We start from the raw sequence: 22,885 nt of genomic DNA, 5'->3' as shown, positions 1-22,885 counted from the left end.
ACGAACCTATGCCCCGTCGTCAAGACTTAAAAAAGATTCTTCTTATTGGTTCCGGCCCAATTGTTATCGGTCAAGCGTGCGAATTTGACTATTCCGGGACACAAGCTTGCAAAGCTTTGCGAGAAGAAGGTTTTGAAGTAGTGTTGGTGAATTCCAACCCGGCAACGATTATGACCGATCCGGAAACTGCCGATCGCATTTACATCGAACCTCTAACGCCGGCCATCCTCGAACAAATCATCGCTAAAGAAAGACCTCAAGCAGTTTTACCGACTATGGGCGGTCAAACTGCGCTAAATTTAGCAGTAGCAGTCGCTAAAAATGGCGTTTTAGAAAAATACAACGTCGAGTTGATTGGTGCTAAGTTGCCAGCAATTGAAATGGCAGAAGATCGACTATTATTTAAGGAAGCGATGGCGCGAATTGGGGTCGCAGTTTGCCCTTCGGGAATTGCCAACACTCTCGACGAAGCCAAAGCAATTGGTCACCAAATCGGCAGTTATCCGTTAATTATTCGTCCTGCTTTTACAATGGGCGGCACGGGAGGCGGCATTTCTTACAATCAAGAAGAGTTTGAAGAAATGGCACAAGGCGGGATTGACGCCAGTCCAGTATCGCAAATTTTGATCGAACAATCTTTGATTGGTTGGAAAGAGTACGAACTGGAAGTAATGCGGGATTTGGCAGATAATGTAGTGATTATTTGTTCGATCGAGAATCTCGACCCGATGGGCGTCCACACCGGCGATTCTATCACCGTCGCCCCGGCGCAAACTCTCACAGACAAAGAATATCAGCGCCTGCGGGATGCTTCGGTGAAAATTATTCGCGAAATCGGAGTTGAAACCGGCGGTTCCAATATTCAATTTGCCGTCAATCCTGTCAACGGAGATTTCATCGTTATTGAAATGAACCCTAGGGTTTCCCGTTCCTCCGCCTTGGCCTCGAAAGCAACTGGTTTCCCTATTGCCAAAATGGCGGCAAAATTAGCGGTAGGTTACAGCCTAGACGAAATTTCCAACGATATTACCAAGAAAACTCCGGCGTCTTTTGAGCCGACAATTGACTACGTGGTGACGAAGATTCCCCGATTTGCCTTTGAAAAGTTTCCCGGTTCCGAACCCACTCTGACAACGCAAATGAAGTCAGTTGGGGAGGTAATGGCGATCGGGCGCAGCTTCAATGAATCCTTCCAAAAAGCCCTGCGGGGATTGGAAACAGGCCGCGCGGGTTTCGGCTGCGACAAACCGGAAAAGTTGCCGAGTTTGGAACAAATTCGCGCCGGATTGCGGACGCCAAATCCCGATCGCATTTTTACAGTTCGCCACGCGATGATGATGGGAATGTCGGTGGAAGATATCTTCGAGTTCACAGCAATCGATCCTTGGTTTTTGGATAAAATGCAGGAATTGCTGGAAACTGAGAAGTTCTTGAAACGAACGCGGTTGGAACAGTTCACAAAAGAGACAATGTTTGAAGTAAAGCAGTTGGGTTTTAGCGATCGCCAAATTGCTTACGCCACCAAAACATCGGAAGATCAAGTCCGCGCTTACCGCAAACAGTTAGGCGTAATTCCGATTTACAAAACCGTCGATACCTGTGCCGCTGAATTTGAAGCGTTTACACCGTATTATTATTCCACCTACGAAGCGGGAGCGGCAATTTGGGAATTGGGCGATGAAGAAAAGAAAGTTTCGCCTGTAGGCCACAGTCTCGCGCCGGAGTCGGAAGTTTTGCCTTCTACCAAACGAAAAGTGATGATTTTAGGTGGCGGGCCGAACCGGATCGGACAGGGAATTGAGTTTGATTACTGCTGCTGTCACGCTTCCTATTCCCTAGGAGAAGATGGCTTTGAGACAATTATGGTCAACTCGAACCCGGAGACGGTTTCAACGGATTACGATACGAGCGATCGCCTGTATTTTGAACCGCTAACAAAAGAAGATGTTCTCAACATCATCGAAGCCGAAAATCCCGAAGGAGTAATTATTCAGTTTGGCGGACAAACCCCGCTGAAGTTGGCGCTGCCTTTACAAAAAGCTCTGGAAAATCACCCCGACGTACAAACAAAAATCTGGGGAACTTCGCCGGATTCCATTGATACTGCTGAAGACAGGGAGCGATTTGAAAAGATTCTGCGGAAATTGGATATTCAGCAAGCTGCTAACGGTTTAGCCCGTAGTTTTGAGGATGCTTTAATAGTAGCTCAACGCATCGGTTATCCGGTAGTGGTGCGACCGAGTTACGTGTTAGGCGGGCGAGCAATGGAAATTGTTTATTCCGATACGGAATTGGAACGTTACATGACCTATGCCGTGCTAGTAGAACCGGAGCATCCGATTTTAATTGATAAGTTCTTGGAGAATGCGATCGAGGTGGATGTCGATGCGATCGCCGATCTTACTGGCAATGTGACGATCGGCGGTATTATGGAGCACATCGAGGAAGCGGGAATCCACTCCGGCGACTCTGCTTGTTCTATCCCTTACCAAACGCTTTCTGATGCAGCTTTGGCAACAATCCGCCGCTGGACTGTAGAATTAGCAAAATCGCTGAAAGTGATCGGGTTGATGAATATTCAATTTGCCGTTCAAGGGGAAGAAGTTTTCATTTTGGAAGCTAACCCGCGCGCTTCTCGAACAGTGCCTTTTGTCTCCAAGGCGATCGGAGTTCCCTTAGCAAAAATGGCCTCGCGAGTCATGTCGGGCAAAACTCTAGAAGCTTTGGGTTTTACTGAAGAGATTATACCCACTCATGTTTCGGTAAAAGAAGCTGTATTGCCCTTTGCTAAGTTTCCGGGAGCTGATACCTTGTTAGGGCCAGAAATGCGATCGACCGGCGAAGTCATGGGAATTGACACCGATTTTGGCAAAGCATTTGCCAAAGCTCAACTCGGTGCTGGACAAATGATGCCGCTGTTTGGAACTGTGCTGGTTTCGATGCGCGATCGGGACAAACTAGCAGTTGTACCCGTTGTCAAGGAATTCTTAGAATTGGGTTTCAGAGTAGTCGCAACCCACGGGACACGCAAAGTTTTGCAAGAGCAAGGTTTACAGGTAGATTTAGAATTGAAACTGCACGAAGGGCGGCCGAATTTGTTGGATTCGATCAAGAATGAGAAAATTCAACTAATTATCACCACGCCTTCCGGCGAAGAATCCCGCGCCGACGGAATCTTTATCCGCCGCACAGCTTTGACTTACAAAATCCCGATTATTACTACAATAGCCGGTGCCAAAGCGACAGCAGCGGGAATTCGATCGCTAAAATCCTACCCAATGGAAGTAAAAGCAATTCAAGACTATTACCCGCAAACCTAGAGGGCGAAACACCCTATGTTTAGGGTGTGCAGCGCGCACTATTAGTGTCAACTGAAGCTTTTAGTCCGCCAGTCCTCTCGCTCACCCCAGAACTGTTTCATTCTCAGAAAAACCAGGGTTTTGTAGGGGCGGTGCGACCCCTACTCCCCGTGCCCGCCCAGCCCATAGACGAGCGGGTCGGGGTTTCAGACTATCGGGGCAACCGGGCGTGGGATTGCCCCTACAAGAGAATGAAACCGCCCTGCCGTGCCCGCCCAGCCCATAGACGAGCGGGTCGGGGTTTCAGACATCGGGGCAACCACGGGGGGATTGCCCCTACAAGAGAATGAAACAGTCCTCTCGCTAACCAGGCAGCCCGCCAGGGAATGAATTCCCTGTCTTATAGCGAAAGTCCTCTCGAAGAGGACTGAAGAACTCATTAGTCCTCATAGCGAGGACTTTCGCTTTGAGGCTATTGTTTTAACCCCTGCCGGACTGAGGGTTTAACGTTAAGTTGACACCAATGGTCGCGCACCTTACCCTAAACATAAGGTGCCGCCACCAAAACCTAATCTGCATCGGAATCCAAAACTCCGCTAGACAGCATCAACCTCGGCCAAACTAACAAGAAAAAACCCATCCAAGCTAATAAAGGAATCGCGACTAAAACCGTTATCCAAACAGTTTTTAACAAAAACCAACTACCGGAAATCAGACTCGTGCCTGTCAAAAGAATCGACCAAGGTTGACACCACCAAGGTTTGTAACTCCAAGGACTAATAGCTTTTTGATTAGAAAGTTTTTTATCAGAAATAGATTTCATATTTTCAGTGATTTTTTATGGAGAATAGTCGGGCTAGCTGGATTAACCGAAGTTAAACATTCATCACTTCTTCTGCTGTCAGCGTTAATTCGGGAAAAGTTCGCGACACAATTCGTTCACTGCCTTTAAACACGCTTATTTGATAGTTGCCATCTGCATCCAAAAGGTGAACAAATACAGTTGGAATTTTGGGATTTCCCAGAAATTCCCTGCTGCCAATTGCTAAATAATCGACAATCCAATACTCAGGAATTCCGAGGCGCCGATATTCGTCCAATTTGTCTATATAATCGTCCTCCCAATTCGTCGATGTTACTTCCACTGCCAGTTGAATTGGTTCTTGTAAGGCAGAATAAGCAGAACGGTTTGACCGCCACAAATCGCGATCGATTACGCTGACATCCGGTTTCCGCCCTTGTTCGATTCCGGCTTTAGTTACAGTTCTGATAACGGCGGTATTTTTGACTACATAATTTAAACTTAGCCGTTTAATTTCATCTTTAAATGAGTCAGATGTAAAATCCGCAACATCATCATGATTTCTTGTCGCATTCATCTCTACAATTTCTCCATTTACCAGTTCATAGAGTCCATCTTCTGGACATTCTACAAGGAATTGGTCAAAGGTTAATTTTTGCGTGACTGTTGCAATCATAAGATTCTTCCTTATTTTGCAGTAATACTATTAGTCTATATTACCACAGGCAGGAAGAAATTTGTTTTTTTGACCCCAGACATCCAATTATAAAATCTAAAATCTACAATTAAAAATCTCAAATCGATTCAGGTAAATGGTAAAATACGAGCGCCAGCCGGCAGATTGAGTTAAATATGTCACCTACTTGCTAGGGTAGAAAGTAACAAACCTAGAAATCGAGCCACTCCCAGGTCAACCCCGAACCATGAGACTAGACGAAGCCGTAGAATTTGCCGAAAACCCAGAGCCGCGCTGTCCCTGCGTCCTCCTGCTGGACACCTCCGGCTCCATGCAAGGCGCACCGATAGATGCCTTGAATGAGGGGCTGGAAATTTTTAGGAATGACCTAATTAAAGACGAACTAGCTAAAAAGCGAGTCGAAGTCGCGATTATTTCGTTTGACAATCAGATCAAAGTCGTGCAAGACTTCGTTACCGCCGACCAGTTCGAGACGCCACTGCTGACAGCTCAAGGACAAACCCACATGGGCGCAGGCATTCAGCTAGCATTAGATACCATTGCCGCCCGCAAATCCGAATACCGCAACAACGGCATTACCTACTACCGCCCGTGGGTATTTATGATTACCGACGGCGAACCTCAAGGTGAATCCGACGATGTTGTGGAAATAGCAGCACAGCGGATTAAAGAGGAAGAAACTAACAAGCGCGTGGCATTTTTTGCAGTCGGAGTGGAAGGTGCTAATATTCCCCGTCTCGCGCAAATTGTCGATCGCACGCCTGTAAAATTGAAAGGATTAGACTTTAGAGAGATGTTCATCTGGCTGTCGGCTAGTATGCAGAGAGTTTCTCACTCAAAAATTGACGAACAAGTAGCACTGCCGCCACCCGGATGGGGAACTGTTTAGTCATTAGTCATTGGTCATTAGTCATTAGTTATTGGTCATTAGTCATTGCTCATTAGTCATTGGTCATTAGTCATTGGTCATTAGTCATTGGTCATTAGTCATTGGTCATTAGTCATTGGTCATTAGTGAGAGTGCCGTAGGGACACGGCAGTGCCGTGTCCCTACAAGGGCTAGTACCTACGAACCCAGAAAAGTGCTGTAATTAGGGATAAATAAACCCGTCCAGACTTTGCATAGTTGTGAATTTACGAAGTTTTGAGTTAAAGAGTTATTAATGCAGAATTCATCCTTTAATTGGCAAGTTGTAGGGGCGTCGGTGATAGGTACGAGCCACGAAAAAAGAGCGCAGCCTTGTCAAGATGCCCACTGCTGGCGTCTCTTGCCAAACGGTGTTTTAGCGGCAGCGGTTGCCGACGGTGCGGGCTCGGCAGCACTCGCAGAAGTTGGGGCCAAAATTGCTGTGGAAGCGGTTGTCGAAACGATTTGCCAGCAACAGGAAAGGCTGCCTGAAACTGACGACGAATGGCAGGTATTCTTGACAGCATCGCTGCAAGTCGCGCGGGCGCAGGTGGAAGCAGAAGCGGCTGTGCGGGAAGTGGCTGCGAGAGATTTAGCCTGCACTTTAATTGCGGTTGTTGCTACACCAGAATTAATCGCAGTTGCTCAAATCGGCGACGGTGCGGCGGTAGCAGGTGATAGTGCAGGAAATGCGATCGCCCTGACAGTACCTCCCTGCGGCGAATACATCAACGAAACTATCTTTTTGATTTCGCCGAATGCGATAGAAACAGCGCAATTTCAGGTACTGCGGGAAAAACTGCCGCACTTAGCCGTTTTTTCCGACGGCTTGCAAATGCTAGCTCTCAAAATCCCAGAAGGCACGCCGCACAAGCCGTTTTTTGCGCCTTTGTTTCGGTTTTCTGGCGAGTGGAAAGAAGAAGAAGATGCGAAACAGCAGTTAGAGTCATTTTTGCGATCGCCCCGCGTTTCCGAACGCACCGATGATGACTTAACATTATTGTTAGCAACTTTTTCGACCAATGTCTAGTCTGTTCAACTTGAGATATTGCACCATTCTCAAGAACAGGCAAGATGCCTGTTCCACAAAAGATAAATTTTCTTGTGGAACAGGCATCTTGCCTGTTCAGAAAAGGCTTATTGAGAATGGTGCAAGATGTGATCTCAACTCCACTTACAAAAAGCGGATAAAAAATTATGACAGATCCACGAATTAGTGCCAGAAGCTTGCTGCGAGAAACATTTGCTACTACGGGGCCTATATACGCTCCCCTGTTGACAATCAATTTTCCCAATTTTATATTGGTCGCGCTCAATAGTTTTGGCAATCTCGGTTCAGCAGGTGTTCTTTTCTTTATCTACTCGTTCGTGGCAGTTCCTTTATTTTCGGGAGCCATGATTTTCTACACTTACCGAAGTTTGACTCGAAATCAAGTAACTGTGGGTCAGGCTTTCAATCAAGCAAGCAGAAGATTGCTGCACCTTATTTTGGCTTATATTTTGTTTGTGGGGGTGGTGTTTGCAGGCTTCATTGCACTAATAATTCCCGGTCTTTATGTATCATATCGCTTAACATTTTCATTGTACGCTACCGTCATTGATAACTCTTCGGCGGTGGACAGTCTTAGCAGCAGTTGGAAATTAACTAAAGGGCGCTGGTGGTTGCTATTTCGAGCGATTTCTCTGATTGTTTTGCTTGTTTTTGTGCCAATAATATTGATTTCCCTATTAATCGATCCGACGGCCAAATCCGTAGGATATCAGCTTACAAGTAATCTACTCGGATTTTTAGCCGGGCCGTTGATGAATGTTTATTTGGTTTTATTGTACCTGCGCCTGCGGGAATCGGCAGCAACTATTCAATAGACATCTCCGAAAAATCAAGTCAAGGGCTGTCAGGATACCTACCCCACAAAAATTGTTAGCGCTGTCTCGCGAGCGGTGAAAATTTGGCGCGGTTCTATAATAAAATCGAGGTGTCAACAATTTTGCTTTAGTTTGTACAGTAGGTCGTCATTTGCAAGCACAAGAGATTAAGGATCAGCTCAACTCCCTAATTAGCGACGCAGATCTAATAGATCCGAGTTTAGCGAGAAGATTGGATGAAATCAATCGCTGGGTGAAAGATATTAAACCCGGTTCGCTAACGGCTAAAAAATTTGTGATGGCTTTTTTGCTGCAGCTTATCCGAGATTCTCAGGTTTGGCTGGCAGTTCAATCTCTACCTTCGGAAAGAGAACAGCAAGCCGCGTTTGAGTTAATGACGCCGGGAGAAAGGTATTGGTACAGCTATCTATTTCCTAAATGGCTGAGCGAAAACGATCGCAAATTTTACATCTGGAAACAAAAACTCAAGGCCGGCCAATTCGATCCGGGAGATGATCTCGTGATTCGTGCGATCGCAGCCCGAATTGTCGATCGGCAAGGCACTGTTTTGTATCGATATGTTGCAGACCTTTCTATGGCAACCGATTCCATCGTTAGCAACCGCCAACAGCAGCCCCTCTGCATTCAAGTCACTACTCTTTCGGATGAGTTTTCTGAACTAAAATATCAAAATTGGCAACAAACTCTTCAAGCTTGGGGGATTGACAGAGGATTATTCTTAAGTTATGATAAAAATGATGCAAATTTCTTGAACCAGTTAGTTAACATTGCATTATATAATAGTGATAATTTGCCCGCAGGTCGTTACCTCAAGTTCCCGTAAATCAAGCAGATATGCTGCTGAGAATAGTTCGACTGCTCCAAACTCCGTGAAAAAAAAAATTTGACTAACTCACATATTGCACAATTCTCGACAATGGCAAAAGCCTAGTCCCCAGACAGCTTCCCGCAAAAGGGAAGGCGGAGCAAGATTCTTCCTCCCCTTTTCTGGTTCCGGGAGGGGTCTGCCAGACGGCGACAACAGGTGCTTGATACCAAGGCTAAGCAGGGAAGATTTACCGCAGCAATCAATCTTGTTAAATAACTAGCAACTCGGCCTAAATTGAATTGAGATTTGATTTAATCGCCGTGGAATTGTGGGAAAAAAAATCAAATTACATCAAAATCAAATACTATGACTGTACAAGGTACGAGCATCGTTGAAAATAACTTGCAAAAAGTCTGGGAAGAACTGGAAGCAGCCCGAAAAATGCAGGATGACTGGATGAATTACGGGGTAGATTTTGTGGATTTGTACGTGGAAGATGCTGGCGGGGAGTGGTTGGAAAAGTGGGGAAAATGTGAAGAAGAATTAGAGCTAATAAAAAATAAAAAGGTAGATATTGAAGCAGTCAAAGCAGCGATCGACCTTTCCAGCTTTCAGCAGACAAAACTGCTGGAAATTGCCTTGAATTGCCGTTACTCTACCAGCTATTACTCCGAGCGCCCCCAGGAGTCTCCCGCTTGGCAAGAGGTTAAGTACAAACGGCTGTCACTCTTAGGCGCAGCGATTTTCGGTGCTGTTGTTACCGATTACCTCTACCGCGAATATCCAGAACTCGATCCCGATGCTATCTCAACCTTAAAAGCTCGTTTAGCAGATCCGAAAAAACTTGCGGATTTTGCACAAAATCTGAAATTAAACGAACTCGGTTGGCGCGTCTGGAATGGGAAAGAAGCAGACAAAAGCGAGCAGACTAGGAATTTTTTGGAGGCTTTTGAAGCTTTGTTTGGCGCGATTTACTTGGAGTTGAATCGCGATTTTTTCCGTGGGGGAAACTGGCTGATTCAGCACTTGATTGAACCAAACATTAGCCAGCATCTGGATCTAACTCAGCCGCGACAAGTAGGGCCAGAAAACGAGGTGAAACGGCGGGAAATGCTGGGTGCGGCTATTCTAGATGCGATCGCGATCGACTATTTGTACAACCGCTTTCCCGAACGCAACGCCAGCCAGCTAACTCGCTGGAAAAATATGTTAGTGGCCAAAGAGATTTTCCCCAAAGACTTTAAGGCAAAACTAGGCAGTCAGTACCTGGAATTGAGAAGCAATTTCTCGCGTACCCGCGACTGGTTGGTGGATAACTTTATCCAAACCGCAGTTGACGAACTGGAAGAGGAAACAGGCGATCGACTAAAATAAAATCAACTTGTCAAAAAAATTGGGGAAACAGCAATGGTTACACAACTGCAATCTCCCGAAAAATCAAATATCATCTACCCCGACGATAACGGCGAACCGATGTCAAACAATACGGATCAGTTTCGATTAATTGTTTGGATTAAAGAAAACTTAGAATTGCTGTTTGCCGATGATCCAAATGTTTTTGTAGCAGGTGACTTGCTTTGGTATCCGGTGGAAGGAAATAATAAACTTTGCCAAGCACCAGATGTGATGGTAGTTTTGGGCAGATCAAAAGGATATCGAGGTTCCTACCAACAGTGGCATGAAGATAATATTGCACCGCAAGTCGCGTTTGAAATTTGGTCGCCGGGAAATCGTCTGACTCCGATGATTGAAAAATTCAGATTCTACGAACGCTACGGCGTGGAAGAATACTATTTGTACGACCCGCAAACATTAGAACTGACAGGATGGTTGCGGGTTGAGTCACAATTAGAAGCGATCGAACAAATGGACGGTTGGGTAAGTCCCAGACTGGGAGTGCGGTTTCAATTATCAGAAACAGGACTCGAAATGTTCGGGCCATCTGGAGAACCGTTTAGGAGTTTTGTGGAACTCGATCAACTGATCCAGCAAGCCGAGGCGCGGGCCGAACAAGAACGGCTGCGGGCCGAACAGGCAGAAATGCTGCTGGAACAAGAACGATCGCGATCGCAAGCTTTGGAATCAAGACTCCGAGAAATGGGCATCGATCCCAATCAATTGTAAGCACAACTGCAAAATTGAACTATTGTGGAACAGGCCCTCGTAGCCTGTTGCTGAGTTTTCCAGGGCGGGCTCTCCTGCCCAATCCCTACTCCCCACAATAAAATTGAACTATTGTGGAACAGGCCCTCGTAGCCTGTTGCTGAGTTTTCCAGGCCGGGCTCTCCTGCCCAACCCACAATAAAATAGAATTATCGTGGAACAGGCCCCAAAGCCTGTTGCTGAATTTTCCAGGGCGGGCTCTCCTGCCCAAGCCCTACTCCCCAGAATAAAATAGAATTACGGATCTATCAGTGGGGTAGCTTTCTTTAATCTAAAATCCAAAATCTAAAATCTAAAATCGATTGATGCCCCCATACCCTAAGCGAATTCTATGCAGTTGCAGCGCCAATTTAGCGGACAACTGATTGCGATCGACACCAAAACCGCGATCGCCAGCGGGGGTGAAGGTCGCATCTACCCGATCGCCCAAGACTCGTCCCTTGTAGCAAAAATCTACCACAAACCGACAGACGAAGACGGCGACAAACTCACAGTCATGTTCAGTATGCCGCCGGATGCGCCGATCGCGGAACCGGGGCACGCTTCCATTGCTTGGCCGATCGATTTGCTGCATACTGTGGGCGGGCGAGAAAAAATCGTTGGTTTTGTGATGCCGCGCGTCAACAAAGTGATGCCGGTACACACTTTCTACACACCCAAAACCAGGCGCGAACAAAAACCGCTATTTAGCTATCTTTACCTCCACCGTACCGCCAGAAATCTCGCCTCGGCTGTAAACGCCCTCCACGTCAGGGGTTACGTCATCGGCGACGTAAACGAGTCGAACATTCTCGTGACGGATACGGCGTTGGTAACGCTGGTAGACACGGATTCGTTTCAAGTCCGCGATCCTTATACCGGTTACGTTTATCGGTGTCCCGTGGGGAAACCAGAGTTTACGCCGCCGGAGTTGCAGGGGCAGACTTTCCGCGATATCGATCGATCTCCAGAGCACGATTTGTTCGGTTTAGCTGTATTAATTTTTCAATTGCTGATGGAAGGTACGCATCCGTTTTCGGGAGTTTATCTCGGTAGCGATGAACCGCCGTCTTTGGAAGCAAGAATTCGATCGGGCCATGTCCCCGGATGCAGTAGGGGCGGTGCCCCCGTGCCCGCCCGCTACCGCCCGATGCCGGCTGCGCCTCCTTTTGAGATGCTGCATCCGCGGCTGCGGCAGATGTTTATCCGCTGTTTTGAGGAAGGGCACGGCAATCCTTCCGCGCGCCCGGATGCGAAAACTTGGGTGAATGCGATTCGGGAAGCGGAAGATGCTTTGGTAACTTGCAGCAAAAACAGTCAGCATAAGTACGGAAATCATCTCAGTCGGTGCCCTTGGTGCGATCGGGCAAAACTCCTCAAAGGCCGCGATCCGTTTCCTTCGCGGCAAGCAGTCAGCAACGGATTGCACTTGCAGCCCGCGAAAATCAAGCGTAAAAAGCCCCAACCCCCGCCCGTCGTAAGGGAGCCCGCAGTCCGCCGGCAACAGCCCGCCACGGGGCTGCCGCGCCCCATCGGCCAGTACGCAGTGCCGTTGCTACCGATGCCGATGTCTTCTCGGAGTCGGACTCCTGCGCCTCAGCTTCCCGTGGGCAAGTTTGAGCGCATTGTTCAGGATGCTGCTTGGGGTGGTGTTTGGGGGAGTTTGTGTTTGGCGGCGATCGGGGGGATTTATTCGGTAATAGCTGAGGGCGGCGGGGCTATTTTGGGGGCGATTTTTGTTGGTACGATTTGGGGCTGTTTTTTTGGGATGATGTGGGGCGTTTTTACTTTGCCGCCGAATCAGATTTGGCGGAAGTGGGGGGGAGTTTTGGTGGGGGCGGCTTGGGGGGCTTTTTTGTTGGCGGCGATCGGCGGTGCGGTGTTTGGGGCAATTAATAGCACTCCGGGGATCGGGGAGAGGATTTTGGCTGGGGCGGGGGTTGGTACTGTCTGGGGCTGTGTTTGGGCGAGTTTTCGGCCTCCTCTGGCGCTGCCGGCGGGGAGGGTGTGGGGCCGGCGGGGAGGGTATTTGGGGGCGGTCTGGGGCTCGTTTGTGGGGACTCTGGCTGGTGTTTTTTTGGGGGCTGGGCTGGTGGTTTGGCAGCAATACGGTGTCCAGATGCGGCCGGTGGATGAGTTTGCGCGTTTGCTGCTGGGTGTGGCGATCGTGGCGGCTGGTGTGGGTTCTGTTGGGGGTGTGGTTTCTGGAGGTTTGTTAGGTTTGTGCGGGTTTGCGCCGAAGCTGCCGATTTCGTTTCAGCCTTCGGGGGTGAGGGGTGGGGCTTTGGGGGCGATTTGGGGCAGTTTTTTGGGGACTTTTGCGGGTGCTGTGTTGGGGGCGCTGGTGTCTGCGATGTTTCCGGCTGTTAGCGCTGGGGTGCCGGTGGAGTTGGGGCCTGTGGCGGGGGCGATCGTGGGGGCTGGTTTGGGGGCGATTTGGGGCGTGGTTTCGGGTACTGTTTGGGGGGCTTTGGGTAAGTGGTGATTCGGTTGATGTCTGTTTTTGGGTGGAAAATGCGTCTATGCCTAGGTGTAAAAATCGAGGGGTTAATTTTTGGGGCTATAATGTATATGCTCTAAGGGTTTGAGGCAGTTCAAGCAATAAAATGGTAGACGCAATCGCTGGAATCTATGCAGGACAAGGGTTTGAGGGCTGTCTGAAAAGTTGGGTATTGACAAGTCGAAGGCTGAAATGGTACTTTTGTTTTATGCAGACGCAAATGAACGTTGAAAACCAAATACAGCAAGGCTTCTGGAACGGGCAGCCGCAATTAACCAAACTCCCTATCAGGGATTGAAACAAGACCGTGACCTACAATTAAACAGAATTAGCAAGAGCCGCAATTAACCAAACTCCCTATCAGGGATTGAAACCCACCACTTCTTTTTGCGGCAAGTTTGGCGGCCTGTGCCGCAATTAACCAAACTCCCTATCAGGGATTGAAACAATATACGAGCACGGGATGTAATAGTGATTGAGCCGCAATTAACCAAACTCCCTATCAGGGATTGAAACATGAACTCTGTTTTAGCTGGTACAAAATATGAACAGCCGCAATTAACCAAACTCCCTATCAGGGATTGAAACTCGCTTCTTGCAGAGGAAAGTCAGCCAGCGATCGGGGCCGCAATTAACCAAACTCCCTATCAGGGATTGAAACATAAACCGGACTTGCGTATATTTAAAACCTACTGCCGCAATTAACCAAACTCCCTATCAGGGATTGAAACACGATCAAAGACTGGCTGTCTTCAATCGTGGATTGGCGCCGCAATTAACCAAACTCCCTATCAGGGATTGAAACTAATTTCCCCGAATTCTCCCACTGTAGAAAATGAGCCGCAATTAACCAAACTCCCTATCAGGGATTGAAACCACTGAACACAAATGGAAAGCTTAAAATTCCCAACGCCGCAATTAACCAAACTCCCTATCAGGGATTGAAACGAATTTCAATTAAGAATTCTGAGAAGTGGCCAAGCCGCAATTAACCAAACTCCCTATCAGGGATTGAAACAATTAAAAAAGATTATTGACAAAAGCATAAAAACAAAAGCCGCAATTAACCAAACTCCCTATCAGGGATTGAAACTTTCTCTCTCCCTTCGATTTTTACCAGTGCGGTTTTGCCTTGCCGCAATTAACCAAACTCCCTATCAGGGATTGAAACGGGAATCGCCTTTACGCAGTTTGGGTGACAACTCCCGCCGCAATTAACCAAACTCCCTATCAGGGATTGAAACCCGGCGCCGGAGGGGGCTGATCTCGATCGCCCTGCAGCCGCAATTAACCAAACTCCCTATCAGGGATTGAAACGAGAAAAGTTAATTTGACCACAAACCACACCGTTTAAGCCGCAATTAACCAAACTCCCTATCAGGGATTGAAACCCTAGAACAAACTCTACAATAAGAATTAGTAGCGGCGGCCGCAATTAACCAAACTCCCTATCAGGGATTGAAACGCAAATGGATTGCGGGCTGCGGGTAAACACGAGGCTGCCGCAATTAACCAAACTCCCTATCAGGGATTGAAACATACTCGATCGGCGGCAATAGGGCAAGTGATTAATGCCGCAATTAACCAAACTCCCTATCAGGGATTGAAACGCTTGGTAGATGCCAATTACTTGGATGTAGCGGGCCGCAATTAACCAAACTCCCTATCAGGGATTGAAACTTGGAAAAAATGGCGGTATTTTGGGCTCGCAAAGCCGCAATTAACCAAACTCCCTATCAGGGATTGAAACCCCCGCAGCGCTGGCACGACCAACGCAAAAAAACGCCGCAATTAACCAAACTCCCTATCAGGGATTGAAACCAAGATTTTACTGGCAGCCTGTCGGGCGATCGTAAGGCCGCAATTAACCAAACTCCCTATCAGGGATTGAAACACAGCAAGTAAAAGAGTGGTTTGCTCAACTTGAGGGCCGCAATTAACCAAACTCCCTATCAGGGATTGAAACTTGATGTCTTTGTGCCGCTGATCGGGATGATTGAGCCAGGCCGCAATTAACCAAACTCCCTATCAGGGATTGAAACTCATGGATTTATAGTAGAAGACTTAGAAGCAGTTGAGCCGCAATTAACCAAACTCCCTATCAGGGATTGAAACTAACTCCTAACGATGTGTAACCCGCAGAGAACAAGTCAAACAAGCCGCAATTAACCAAACTCCCTATCAGGGATTGAAACCTCGTTTGTGCGCCGCTCCCCTCGCTCGTTCTCGCCGCAATTAACCAAACTCCCTATCAGGGATTGAAACGCCTGAAACCGTTACTACGCAAAGCTTTCAAGCCTCTAAGCCGCAATTAACCAAACTCCCTATCAGGGATTGAAACGCACGAGTGAGGCGATCGGCCTGCGGTGGAAAAATGCCGCAATTAACCAAACTCCCTATCAGGGATTGAAACCCTGACAGCAGACGAGAGACTAGACTCTACAAAGCCGCAATTAACCAAACTCCCTATCAGGGATTGAAACATATCATAATCGCCTTGAAGAGATACTCTTTCTTGCCGCAATTAACCAAACTCCCTATCAGGGATTGAAACGTTTCAGTGTCGAGTATTGCTAAATTATCAAGGCCGCAATTAACCAAACTCCCTATCAGGGATTGAAACTAGGAATGCTGCTGCGGGACTCCGATGTTGCCAGCCGCAATTAACCAAACTCCCTATCAGGGATTGAAACTGGTTGGTATTGTCGGTGAAGCGATGAATGCTTCAAACGGCCGCAATTAACCAAACTCCCTATCAGGGATTGAAACGTTGGGGCGATCTGGGGAGCAACCTGTCACTTTTGCCGCAATTAACCAAACTCCCTATCAGGGATTGAAACCATCAATCAGTCGAATATCCGCAAAAACTTCCCCCGGCCGCAATTAACCAAACTCCCTATCAGGGATTGAAACAGTCCCGTTATCCAATTGCAAACAAGCTTTACACAGAGCCGCAATTAACCAAACTCCCTATCAGGGATTGAAACTCCAGCGATCGCTTTTACAGAGGGGCGATCGCTTGCCGCAATTAACCAAACTCCCTATCAGGGATTGAAACAATTTCAGAAGTTTTAACCATCTTTGATTCTCCTGCCGCAATTAACCCAACTCCCTATCAGGGATTGAAACCAACTTGCTGTAGGGATTATTTTCGATTAATTTGGGCCGCAATTAACCAAACTCCCTATCAGGGATTGAAACCTGGAAACACAATTGATTCAATTTCTGGAATCGGCCGCAATTAACCAAACTCCCTATCAGGGATTGAAACCCATAAAAGTATGTCTAAGGTCTTAGTTGATATTGGCCGCAATTAACCAAACTCCCTATCAGGGATTGAAACTTTAAGCCAATTTTCGAGGTACTTTCAGCCTTGATCAGCCGCAATTAACCAAACTCCCTATCAGGGATTGAAACTTTCGGAAGTATTCACCAGAGGAGGAAAGAGGGTATTCTTCTCCTGACTCCTGACTCCTGACTCCTTCTTCGCCACAACCAACCTAAATCCCATCTTCACTTCAAATGACAGTGACAATTCGGCTTTTCAATCAAAGACTCAACCAAAGCATTCAAAGCAACCGCCGCCAACAATCCGCCGCCAAAAGTTCCCACAGTCGTAATATAAGCAACGCCCGATCGCACTAACCGCCGTTTCGCCACCGGAGAATGACTAAAACCGATCGGCATTCCAACTACCAAAGCCGGTTGTAGTTGCCCACTCTCGATCGCCTCGCAAACCGCCATCAGCACAGACGGCGCATATCCTATCACTAATATACATCCTTTTTCCAGTTTCAACAACTTATCAAACCACTCACCCTGCCGCCAGAATTCCTGTTCCGCTTCTGCCGCAGCATTGATGTGCGGGTCATCAATTAAAGTTGCAATACTTGTTCCCAAATGCGCCAATCTAGTTCCATCCAAAGCCGCAAAAACAGGCGGCACATCAGCCACAATTTGACACTGAATTTTCAAAGCTTCCCGCGCCGATTTAATCGCTGTTTCGCTCAACTTCACAAACGGCAGCAGCGAACAATCTCCGCAGGCTAACACCAGTTTTGAAAGCAAGTCTACCTCAATTTCCGAGCGATCGGGCAAATCCGGCAACAAATGCTGCAACGACTCCCCAAAATCCTCCGGGTGAGTGTGCGCCCCCGCATCCCAACCCTCCCAAAGTTGTTCCAACTCATCCAACCCCCCCTCAGTTTCGGTCTGCAACAGCCTTAATTGCGCCAGTGCGTCCGCTTGCACCGCTTGACAGGAAATATCCCGCCCCAGCAATCCTTCCAGCGCCGAAGCCGTTTCTCTGAGGCGAACAATTTGCTGAATAACCGACAGATATTGCCGTTGCAGAGTCCCCATCAGCGCGTCTGGCGAAGCATCCGCGTCTGTTTCTAACAGTTTGCGGATGTGAGACAGTTGAAAGCCTTGCTGCTTGAGTGCGACTATTCTTTGCAGCCTTTGCACATCGCTGCGGGTGTACAATCTGTAGTTAGAGGTCGATCGTACCGCCGGAGATAGCAGCCCCAAAGCGTGATAATGTCGCACCATCCGAGGGGTAATTGTGCCTTTTACCGCTTCTGTAAGTTGTTTGATTGTCAGGTATTCTTGCATTGGATTTTGGGAATTTTGGGATTGTATATTTGGCTTTCTGATTCACCCGCAATCCTAGGAGTGAATCAATTCCCACGCATTCACCCACAGTCCGCCGGGGATTGAAATCCCCGTCTCATAGCAGAAGTCGGTTAAAACCGACTGAAACATTAAATTTAATTCTCAACTATCTTCAGTCCTCTTTCAGAGGACTTACGCTATGAGACAGGGAATTCATTCCCTGTCGGACTGTCGGATGTAACGAATGACAAGTTGAGGGCGAGGGCCTTGAGATTCACCCGCAGTCCTAGGAGTGATTGAAATCCCCGTCTCATAGCAGAAGTCGGTTAAAACTGACTGAAACATTAAATTCAATTCTCAACTATCTTCAGTCCTCTTTCAGAGGACTTACGCTATGAGACAGGGAATTCATTCCCTGTCGGACTGTCGGATGTAACGAATGACAAGTTGAAGGCGAGGGCCTTGAGATTCACCCACAGTCCTAGGAGTGATTGAAATCCCACGCATTCACCCACAGTCCTAGGAGTGAATGAATTCCCCGTCTCATAGCAGAAGTCGGTTAAAACCGACTGAAACATTAAATTCAATTCTCAGCTATCTTCAGTCCTCTTTCAGAGGACTTGCGCTATGAGACAGGGAATTCATTCCCTGTCGGACTGTCGGACTCTGGTACTCAACGAGGGGCGAGTTGATGCTGGATTTATTTTGGTTTCACTCTTGACATTGACACTAATGTCAAGGTTTAGGGTAAAGGAGTCATCTACCAAATCAAATTTCCCCCATGACTCCCAATTCCCTCCCCAATTCTCGCCTCTGGCGCCTCGCAGAAGAACATCCAGATGCTGTGACTGCCGCCCTGTGCGGAATTCTAGTAATCTTGGGTTCGCTAGCCCTGCAATTCGGCTGGCTGGGCGTAGCCGTCTTAATCTTACCCGCAGCTTATGTTATCGGCGGCTATTCCAGTACCCGCGAAGGCTTAACAACCCTTTTTCAAGAACGCGAATTAGATGTAGATTTGTTAATGATTGTCGCTGCTTTGGGCGCGGCCGGTTTAGGGCTATGGCGGCAAGAATATCATTTAATTGTTGACGGTGCGGTGTTGATTTTAATCTTTGCAATTAGCGGCGCCCTTGAAGGTTATGCTATGCAGCGGACTGAACGCAGCATCCGCAGTTTGATGAGTTTGACGGCGGATACTGCTAGAGTGGTAATGTACGGCGGGGAACGGGAAGTTGCGATCGACAAATTGGAAATAGGCGATTACATTTTAGTCAAGCCCGGAGAAATCATCCCCACAGATGCGATAATTATAGAAGGCTACAGTGCGATCGATCAAGCCTCGATTACCGGCGAATCGATGCCCGTGGAAAAAACCAGCGGCGATGAAGTCTATGCAGGTACAATTAACGGTGTCGGCGCGCTGAAACTCGAAGTTCATAAAACTCCAGAAAGCAGCTTGATTCAGCGAGTGATTCGGCTGGTTCAAGAAGCGCAAACAGCAGCGCCGCCTTCTCAAATGTTTGTGGAAAAATTCGAGCGCGGTTATGCTAAATTAATTGTAGGTTTAGGCTTGCTTCTCGCAACTTTGCCGCCCTTTGTTTTGGGCTGGAATTGGGAAGAGACAATCTATCGGGCGCTGATTTTCCTAGTAGTCGCATCCCCCTGCGCGCTGATGGCTTCGATTATGCCGGCGCTGCTTTCGGGAATTGCTAATGGGGCGAGACAGGGGATTTTGTTTAAAAGTGGCGCGCAATTAGAGATGATTGGTAAAGTCAGGGCGATCGCCTTTGACAAAACCGGAACTCTCACCACCGGAAAACCCGAAGTTATCCAAATTGTACCAGCAGCCGGATATACTGAAACAGAAGTTCTGCAATTGGCTGCAGCCCTAGAAGCTCATTCCGAACACGCGATCGCCCACGCAATTGTCAGCGCCGCCCAGCAGCAACAGTTACAATTGTCAACCGCTACCGACGTACAAGCAAAAATCGGCCAAGGAATTGTCGGCAAAGTCAACAATCAAATCATTGCCATTGGTAAAGCCGAATTTGTCGAAGCAACCTCCGAATTGACTCAAATCAGCCAGCAGTTGCAAGCCGAAGGTAAAACCGTTGTTTGGGTAGCAAAGAACGATCGGCTTTTGGGAATCATTGCAGTAGCAGATACCCTCCGCCCCGAAGCAGCAGCAACAGTAAAACACTTGCAAAAATTAGGCGTAGAACATATAATTATGCTAACCGGCGACAACGAGAAAACAGCTCAACACATCGCCCGTCAATTAGGCATCAAAGAAGTCTACGCCGAACTTTTGCCAGAAGACAAAGTGCAGGCAATAAAACAACTGCAAACCCAGTATCAAACTGTAGCAATGGTAGGAGACGGCATCAACGACGCCCCCGCCCTCGCTCAAGCTTCCGTCGGCATTGCGATGGGAATTTCCGGCAGCGACGTTGCTTTAGAAACTGCTGATATAGTATTAATGGCAGATAAATTAGAGCAACTAGCTAAAGCAATTAGTTTAGGCCGCCGCGCTCAAAAAATTGTCAAACAAAACATTGTTTTTGCACTCAGTTGCATTATAGTGTTACTGGCTGCCAATTTTCTCGGAAACATCACCATGCCTTTCGGCGTAATCGGTCACGAAGGCTCTACAGTAATAGTCACATTAAGCGGTTTGCGACTGCTCAGAAATTAGACCAATCGAGACAGAGGAAGAGTGATATCAAATCCGCTCTTCATCGGAATTATTAGTCTCTCTCTTCTCTTCCTCTGCGTTCTCTGCGTTCTCTGCGGTTAAAAAATCCAAATATTAAGAAAAACTACAATTTTTGTTTGCGTCACTCAAAACACGCTACCGTCAAAAGTATAGAATCATACCAAAATCTAAAGTTGCTCGAAACTGCAATAAAAATTAACCTAGAAAAAGTCTAGAAAATGGTATAGAACTGATTGCACCAAGAGCAATGGAAAACAAGTTTTCTGTTGGAGGCTATTATGAACCACAAAGTCCTTGGGGCCACGCGGAACGTTGCAATTGTTGGCCCTTATTTAAGCGGAAAAACCGCACTGCTCGAAAGTTTGCTGTCGGTGACAGGAACCATTACCCGCAAAGGAAATGTCAAAGATGGCAACACAATAGGTGATAGTTCGCCCGAAGCACGCGATCGCCAAATGAGCGTAGAAGTAAACGCCGCCACCGCTGAATATGAAGGCGTCCGCTTCACATTTCTCGACTGTCCGGGCTCGGTAGAATTTGCCCAAGAAACTTACAATGCGCTGATTGGTGTGGATGCGGCGATAATTGTTTGCGAACCCGTTGCCGATCGCACTTTAACCCTCGCACCCCTGTTTAAATTCCTCGATGATTGGGAAATTCCCCACTTAGTTTTCATCAACAAGATCGATCGAGCTTACACAGACGAAACGACTTGCGGCACCAACTTCACCGAGGTGATCGACGCGCTCAAATCCGTTTCCAGTAGACCGATCGTACCTCACCAATATCCGATCGGCAAAAACGAACAAATCATCGGTTTTATCGACCTAGTAACCGAACAAGCTTACCACTACCATCCGGGCGCCGCCGCAGATCCCGTCCCGCTTCCAGAACACCTCAAAGCAGAAGAAAGCGCAGCGCGGCAGCAAATGCTCGAAGAATTGGCGAATTTTGACGACCATTTACTCGAAGAATTGCTCGAAGAAATCAATCCCGACGCCGAAGAAATTACCCGCGATTTAAAGATGGAATTAGGCGCAGATTTAATTGTGCCAGTATTCATCGGCATCGCCGAACAAGATTTCGGCGTGCGGCCTCTGCTGGAAGCTTTGCTGAGGGAAGCGCCGACACCGGAAACAACAGCCGATCGCCGTGGCATTATACAAAGTGAAAACAAAGTTCTGGCTCAAATCCTCAAAACCTATTACACACCGCAAGGAGGCAAACTATCGTTAGTGAGAATGTGGCGGGGGACGCTGGCAGACGGAGCAAATTTGAACGGCGTTCGAGTTAACGGTTTGTACCGCTTGACCGGCCAGCAAACGCAAAGTTTGCAGTCTGTCAGCGCCGGGGAAATTGTGGCTTTTGGAAGGCTAGAAGGCTTGAAAACAGGCGATACGCTGGGTTCTGAGGAAGAATTGCCAAAAGCCGAAATCATCCCGCCTGTCTACGCACGGGCGATCGTCCCAGAAAAGCGCAACGATGAAGTTAAGCTGAGCTCCGCTTTAGCTAAATTGCTAGAAGAAGACCCATCTTTAGTCTGGGAACAGCACGGCGACACTCACGAAATTATACTTTGGGGTCAAGGCGAAATCCACCTGAAAGTAGCCTTAGACAGGTTGCGCCGCAAGTATAATTTGCCGATGGTAACTCACTTACCGCAAGTGCCGTACAAAGAAACCATCCGCAAACCAGCATCTTCCATCCACGGGCGCTACAAACACCAAAGCGGCGGACACGGACAGTTTGGCGACGTGTACCTCGACATTCAACCGCAGCCTCGCGGAGAAGGTTTCACCTTTAGCGACAAAATAGTCGGCGGCGTCGTCCCAAAACAGTACATTCCCGGCGTGGAAGTGGGTGTGCGCGAGTATTTGGACCGCGGCCCGCTGGGTTTCCCGGTGGTAGACGTAGCGGTGACGCTGACGAACGGTTCCTACCATTCTGTGGACAGTTCCGAACAAGCTTTCAAGCAAGCGGCGCGTTTGGCGATGCAGGAGGGAATGGCGAAGTGCGAACCGGCATTGCTGGAGCCGATCGCCAAAGTTGAAATTTGTGCTCCGAACGAGTGTACATCAAAGGTGTTGCAGTTGGTCAGCGGACACCGGGGCCAAATTCTCGGCTACGAAGGTAAAAAAGACTGGAAGGGATGGGATGCAGTTTCTGCTTATTTGCCGATCGCAGAAATGCAGAATTTGATCGTAGAATTGCGATCGCAGACAATGGGAGTAGGATTTTTTAATTGGGAGTTCGATCGACTGCAAGAAGTGCCGGAACCTTTAGCTAAGCGGGTTTTGCTAACGACTGGCGGCAATGGAAACGGTAACGGTAAAAGTTAGGTAATTGTCTTAAAAAACCCGGTTTCTTCAATAAACCGGGTTTTTGCACGAGTTGCCATTTAAGTTTATTGCGATCGATTCCCATTTACCTCACATCTTGCACCATTCTCAAGAACAGGCTTTCCGGCCTGTTCCACAAAGAGTGAATTTTCTTGTGGAACAGGCCGGAAAGCC

Annotated in this window: 13 protein-coding genes and 1 CRISPR repeat array; of the genes, 10 read left to right on the top strand and 3 right to left on the bottom strand. The window is 47.8% G+C overall.

The genetic code is table 11. The features are described from left to right. The first annotated feature begins 8 nt into the window (after positions 1-8). The gene (gene carB / locus QUB35_RS18315) at positions 9-3,320 is read left to right on the top strand and encodes a carbamoyl-phosphate synthase large subunit (RefSeq protein WP_333143206.1); all 3,312 of its coding nucleotides are present in this window, start codon (positions 9-11) and stop codon (positions 3,318-3,320) included. Positions 3,321-3,867: 547 nt separating this feature from the next. Here carB and QUB35_RS18310 read toward each other — a convergent pair. Together QUB35_RS18310 and QUB35_RS18305 are read right to left on the bottom strand one after the other, a co-directional pair. After that, positions 3,868-4,122 (bottom strand): DUF6737 family protein, encoded by a 255-nt coding sequence (locus tag QUB35_RS18310; protein WP_333046688.1) that lies wholly within the window; start codon positions 4,120-4,122, stop codon positions 3,868-3,870. 52 nt (positions 4,123-4,174) lie between these two features. Continuing rightward, entirely contained in the window at positions 4,175-4,777 is a 603-nt protein-coding gene (locus tag QUB35_RS18305) for a Uma2 family endonuclease (RefSeq protein ID WP_333143205.1), read from the bottom strand. A gap of 247 nt (positions 4,778-5,024) precedes the next feature. On the opposite strand from QUB35_RS18305, the gene QUB35_RS18300 reads away from it, so the two are divergent. From QUB35_RS18300 to QUB35_RS18270, 7 genes are all read left to right on the top strand, one after another. Continuing rightward, complete coding sequence (locus tag QUB35_RS18300; protein WP_333143204.1) at positions 5,025-5,687, top strand: VWA domain-containing protein; 663 nt, start codon at positions 5,025-5,027, stop codon at positions 5,685-5,687. 274 nt (positions 5,688-5,961) lie between these two features. Continuing rightward, entirely contained in the window at positions 5,962-6,735 is a 774-nt protein-coding gene (locus QUB35_RS18295) for a PP2C family serine/threonine-protein phosphatase (protein ID WP_333143203.1), read from the top strand. A gap of 167 nt (positions 6,736-6,902) precedes the next feature. Then, positions 6,903-7,571 (top strand): hypothetical protein, encoded by a 669-nt coding sequence (locus QUB35_RS18290; protein WP_333143202.1) that lies wholly within the window; start codon positions 6,903-6,905, stop codon positions 7,569-7,571. Positions 7,572-7,722: 151 nt separating this feature from the next. Continuing rightward, positions 7,723-8,415, top strand: a complete 693-nt coding sequence (locus tag QUB35_RS18285; protein ID WP_333143201.1) for a hypothetical protein — start codon at positions 7,723-7,725, stop codon at positions 8,413-8,415. A gap of 351 nt (positions 8,416-8,766) precedes the next feature. Next, positions 8,767-9,774, top strand: a complete 1,008-nt coding sequence (locus QUB35_RS18280) for a ribonuclease III domain-containing protein (RefSeq protein ID WP_333143200.1) — start codon at positions 8,767-8,769, stop codon at positions 9,772-9,774. Positions 9,775-9,807: 33 nt separating this feature from the next. Next, positions 9,808-10,524 carry a Uma2 family endonuclease gene (locus tag QUB35_RS18275; protein WP_333143199.1) on the top strand — a complete coding sequence of 239 codons (717 nt, stop codon included), beginning with the start codon at positions 9,808-9,810 and terminating at the stop codon, positions 10,522-10,524. 370 nt (positions 10,525-10,894) lie between these two features. Next, positions 10,895-13,027, top strand: a complete 2,133-nt coding sequence (locus QUB35_RS18270) for a DNA-binding protein (protein WP_333143198.1) — start codon at positions 10,895-10,897, stop codon at positions 13,025-13,027. Between the two features lie 279 nt (positions 13,028-13,306). Further along, a CRISPR array of direct repeats spans positions 13,307-16,459; the repeat unit is 37 nt; unit sequence GCCGCAATTAACCAAACTCCCTATCAGGGATTGAAAC. Positions 16,460-16,555: 96 nt separating this feature from the next. On the opposite strand, the gene QUB35_RS18265 is transcribed toward QUB35_RS18270, so the two are convergent. Next, positions 16,556-17,656: a precorrin-8X methylmutase gene (locus tag QUB35_RS18265; protein WP_333143197.1), complete on the bottom strand. Its 1,101-nt coding sequence runs from the start codon at positions 17,654-17,656 to the stop codon at positions 16,556-16,558. A gap of 781 nt (positions 17,657-18,437) precedes the next feature. Between QUB35_RS18265 and QUB35_RS18260 the strand changes: the two genes are divergently transcribed. Further along, on the top strand, positions 18,438-20,351 hold the full coding sequence (locus QUB35_RS18260; RefSeq protein ID WP_333143196.1) for a heavy metal translocating P-type ATPase: 1,914 nt from the start codon (positions 18,438-18,440) through the stop codon (positions 20,349-20,351). A gap of 299 nt (positions 20,352-20,650) precedes the next feature. After that, positions 20,651-22,711, top strand: coding sequence for an elongation factor G (locus QUB35_RS18255; RefSeq protein WP_333143195.1), 2,061 nt, complete (start codon positions 20,651-20,653; stop codon positions 22,709-22,711). Positions 22,712-22,885: the final 174 nt, after the last annotated feature.

This window comes from Microcoleus sp. B13-B6 (assembly GCF_036705405.1).
In the GTDB taxonomy this organism is placed as follows: Bacteria; Cyanobacteriota; Cyanobacteriia; order Cyanobacteriales; family Microcoleaceae; genus Microcoleus.
Note: the sequence above shows the minus strand (reverse complement) of the source record. Positions and strands in the feature narration are given on the sequence as shown.

Bases quoted from the DNA above. Each gene is read 5' to 3' on its own strand.
- QUB35_RS18255 (WP_333143195.1), top strand. From the start codon at position 20,651: ATGAACCACAAAGTCCTTGGGGCCACGCGGAACGTTGCAATTGTTGGC.
- QUB35_RS18295 (WP_333143203.1), top strand. From the start codon at position 5,962: ATGCAGAATTCATCCTTTAATTGGCAAGTTGTAGGGGCGTCGGTGATA.
- QUB35_RS18290 (WP_333143202.1), top strand. From the start codon at position 6,903: ATGACAGATCCACGAATTAGTGCCAGAAGCTTGCTGCGAGAAACATTT.
- QUB35_RS18280 (WP_333143200.1), top strand. From the start codon at position 8,767: ATGACTGTACAAGGTACGAGCATCGTTGAAAATAACTTGCAAAAAGTC.
- QUB35_RS18310 (WP_333046688.1), bottom strand. From the start codon at position 4,122: ATGAAATCTATTTCTGATAAAAAACTTTCTAATCAAAAAGCTATTAGT.
- QUB35_RS18275 (WP_333143199.1), top strand. From the start codon at position 9,808: ATGGTTACACAACTGCAATCTCCCGAAAAATCAAATATCATCTACCCC.
- QUB35_RS18300 (WP_333143204.1), top strand. From the start codon at position 5,025: ATGAGACTAGACGAAGCCGTAGAATTTGCCGAAAACCCAGAGCCGCGC.
- QUB35_RS18270 (WP_333143198.1), top strand. From the start codon at position 10,895: ATGCAGTTGCAGCGCCAATTTAGCGGACAACTGATTGCGATCGACACC.
- carB (WP_333143206.1), top strand. From the start codon at position 9: ATGCCCCGTCGTCAAGACTTAAAAAAGATTCTTCTTATTGGTTCCGGC.
- QUB35_RS18260 (WP_333143196.1), top strand. From the start codon at position 18,438: ATGACTCCCAATTCCCTCCCCAATTCTCGCCTCTGGCGCCTCGCAGAA.
- QUB35_RS18265 (WP_333143197.1), bottom strand. From the start codon at position 17,656: ATGCAAGAATACCTGACAATCAAACAACTTACAGAAGCGGTAAAAGGC.
- QUB35_RS18305 (WP_333143205.1), bottom strand. From the start codon at position 4,777: ATGATTGCAACAGTCACGCAAAAATTAACCTTTGACCAATTCCTTGTA.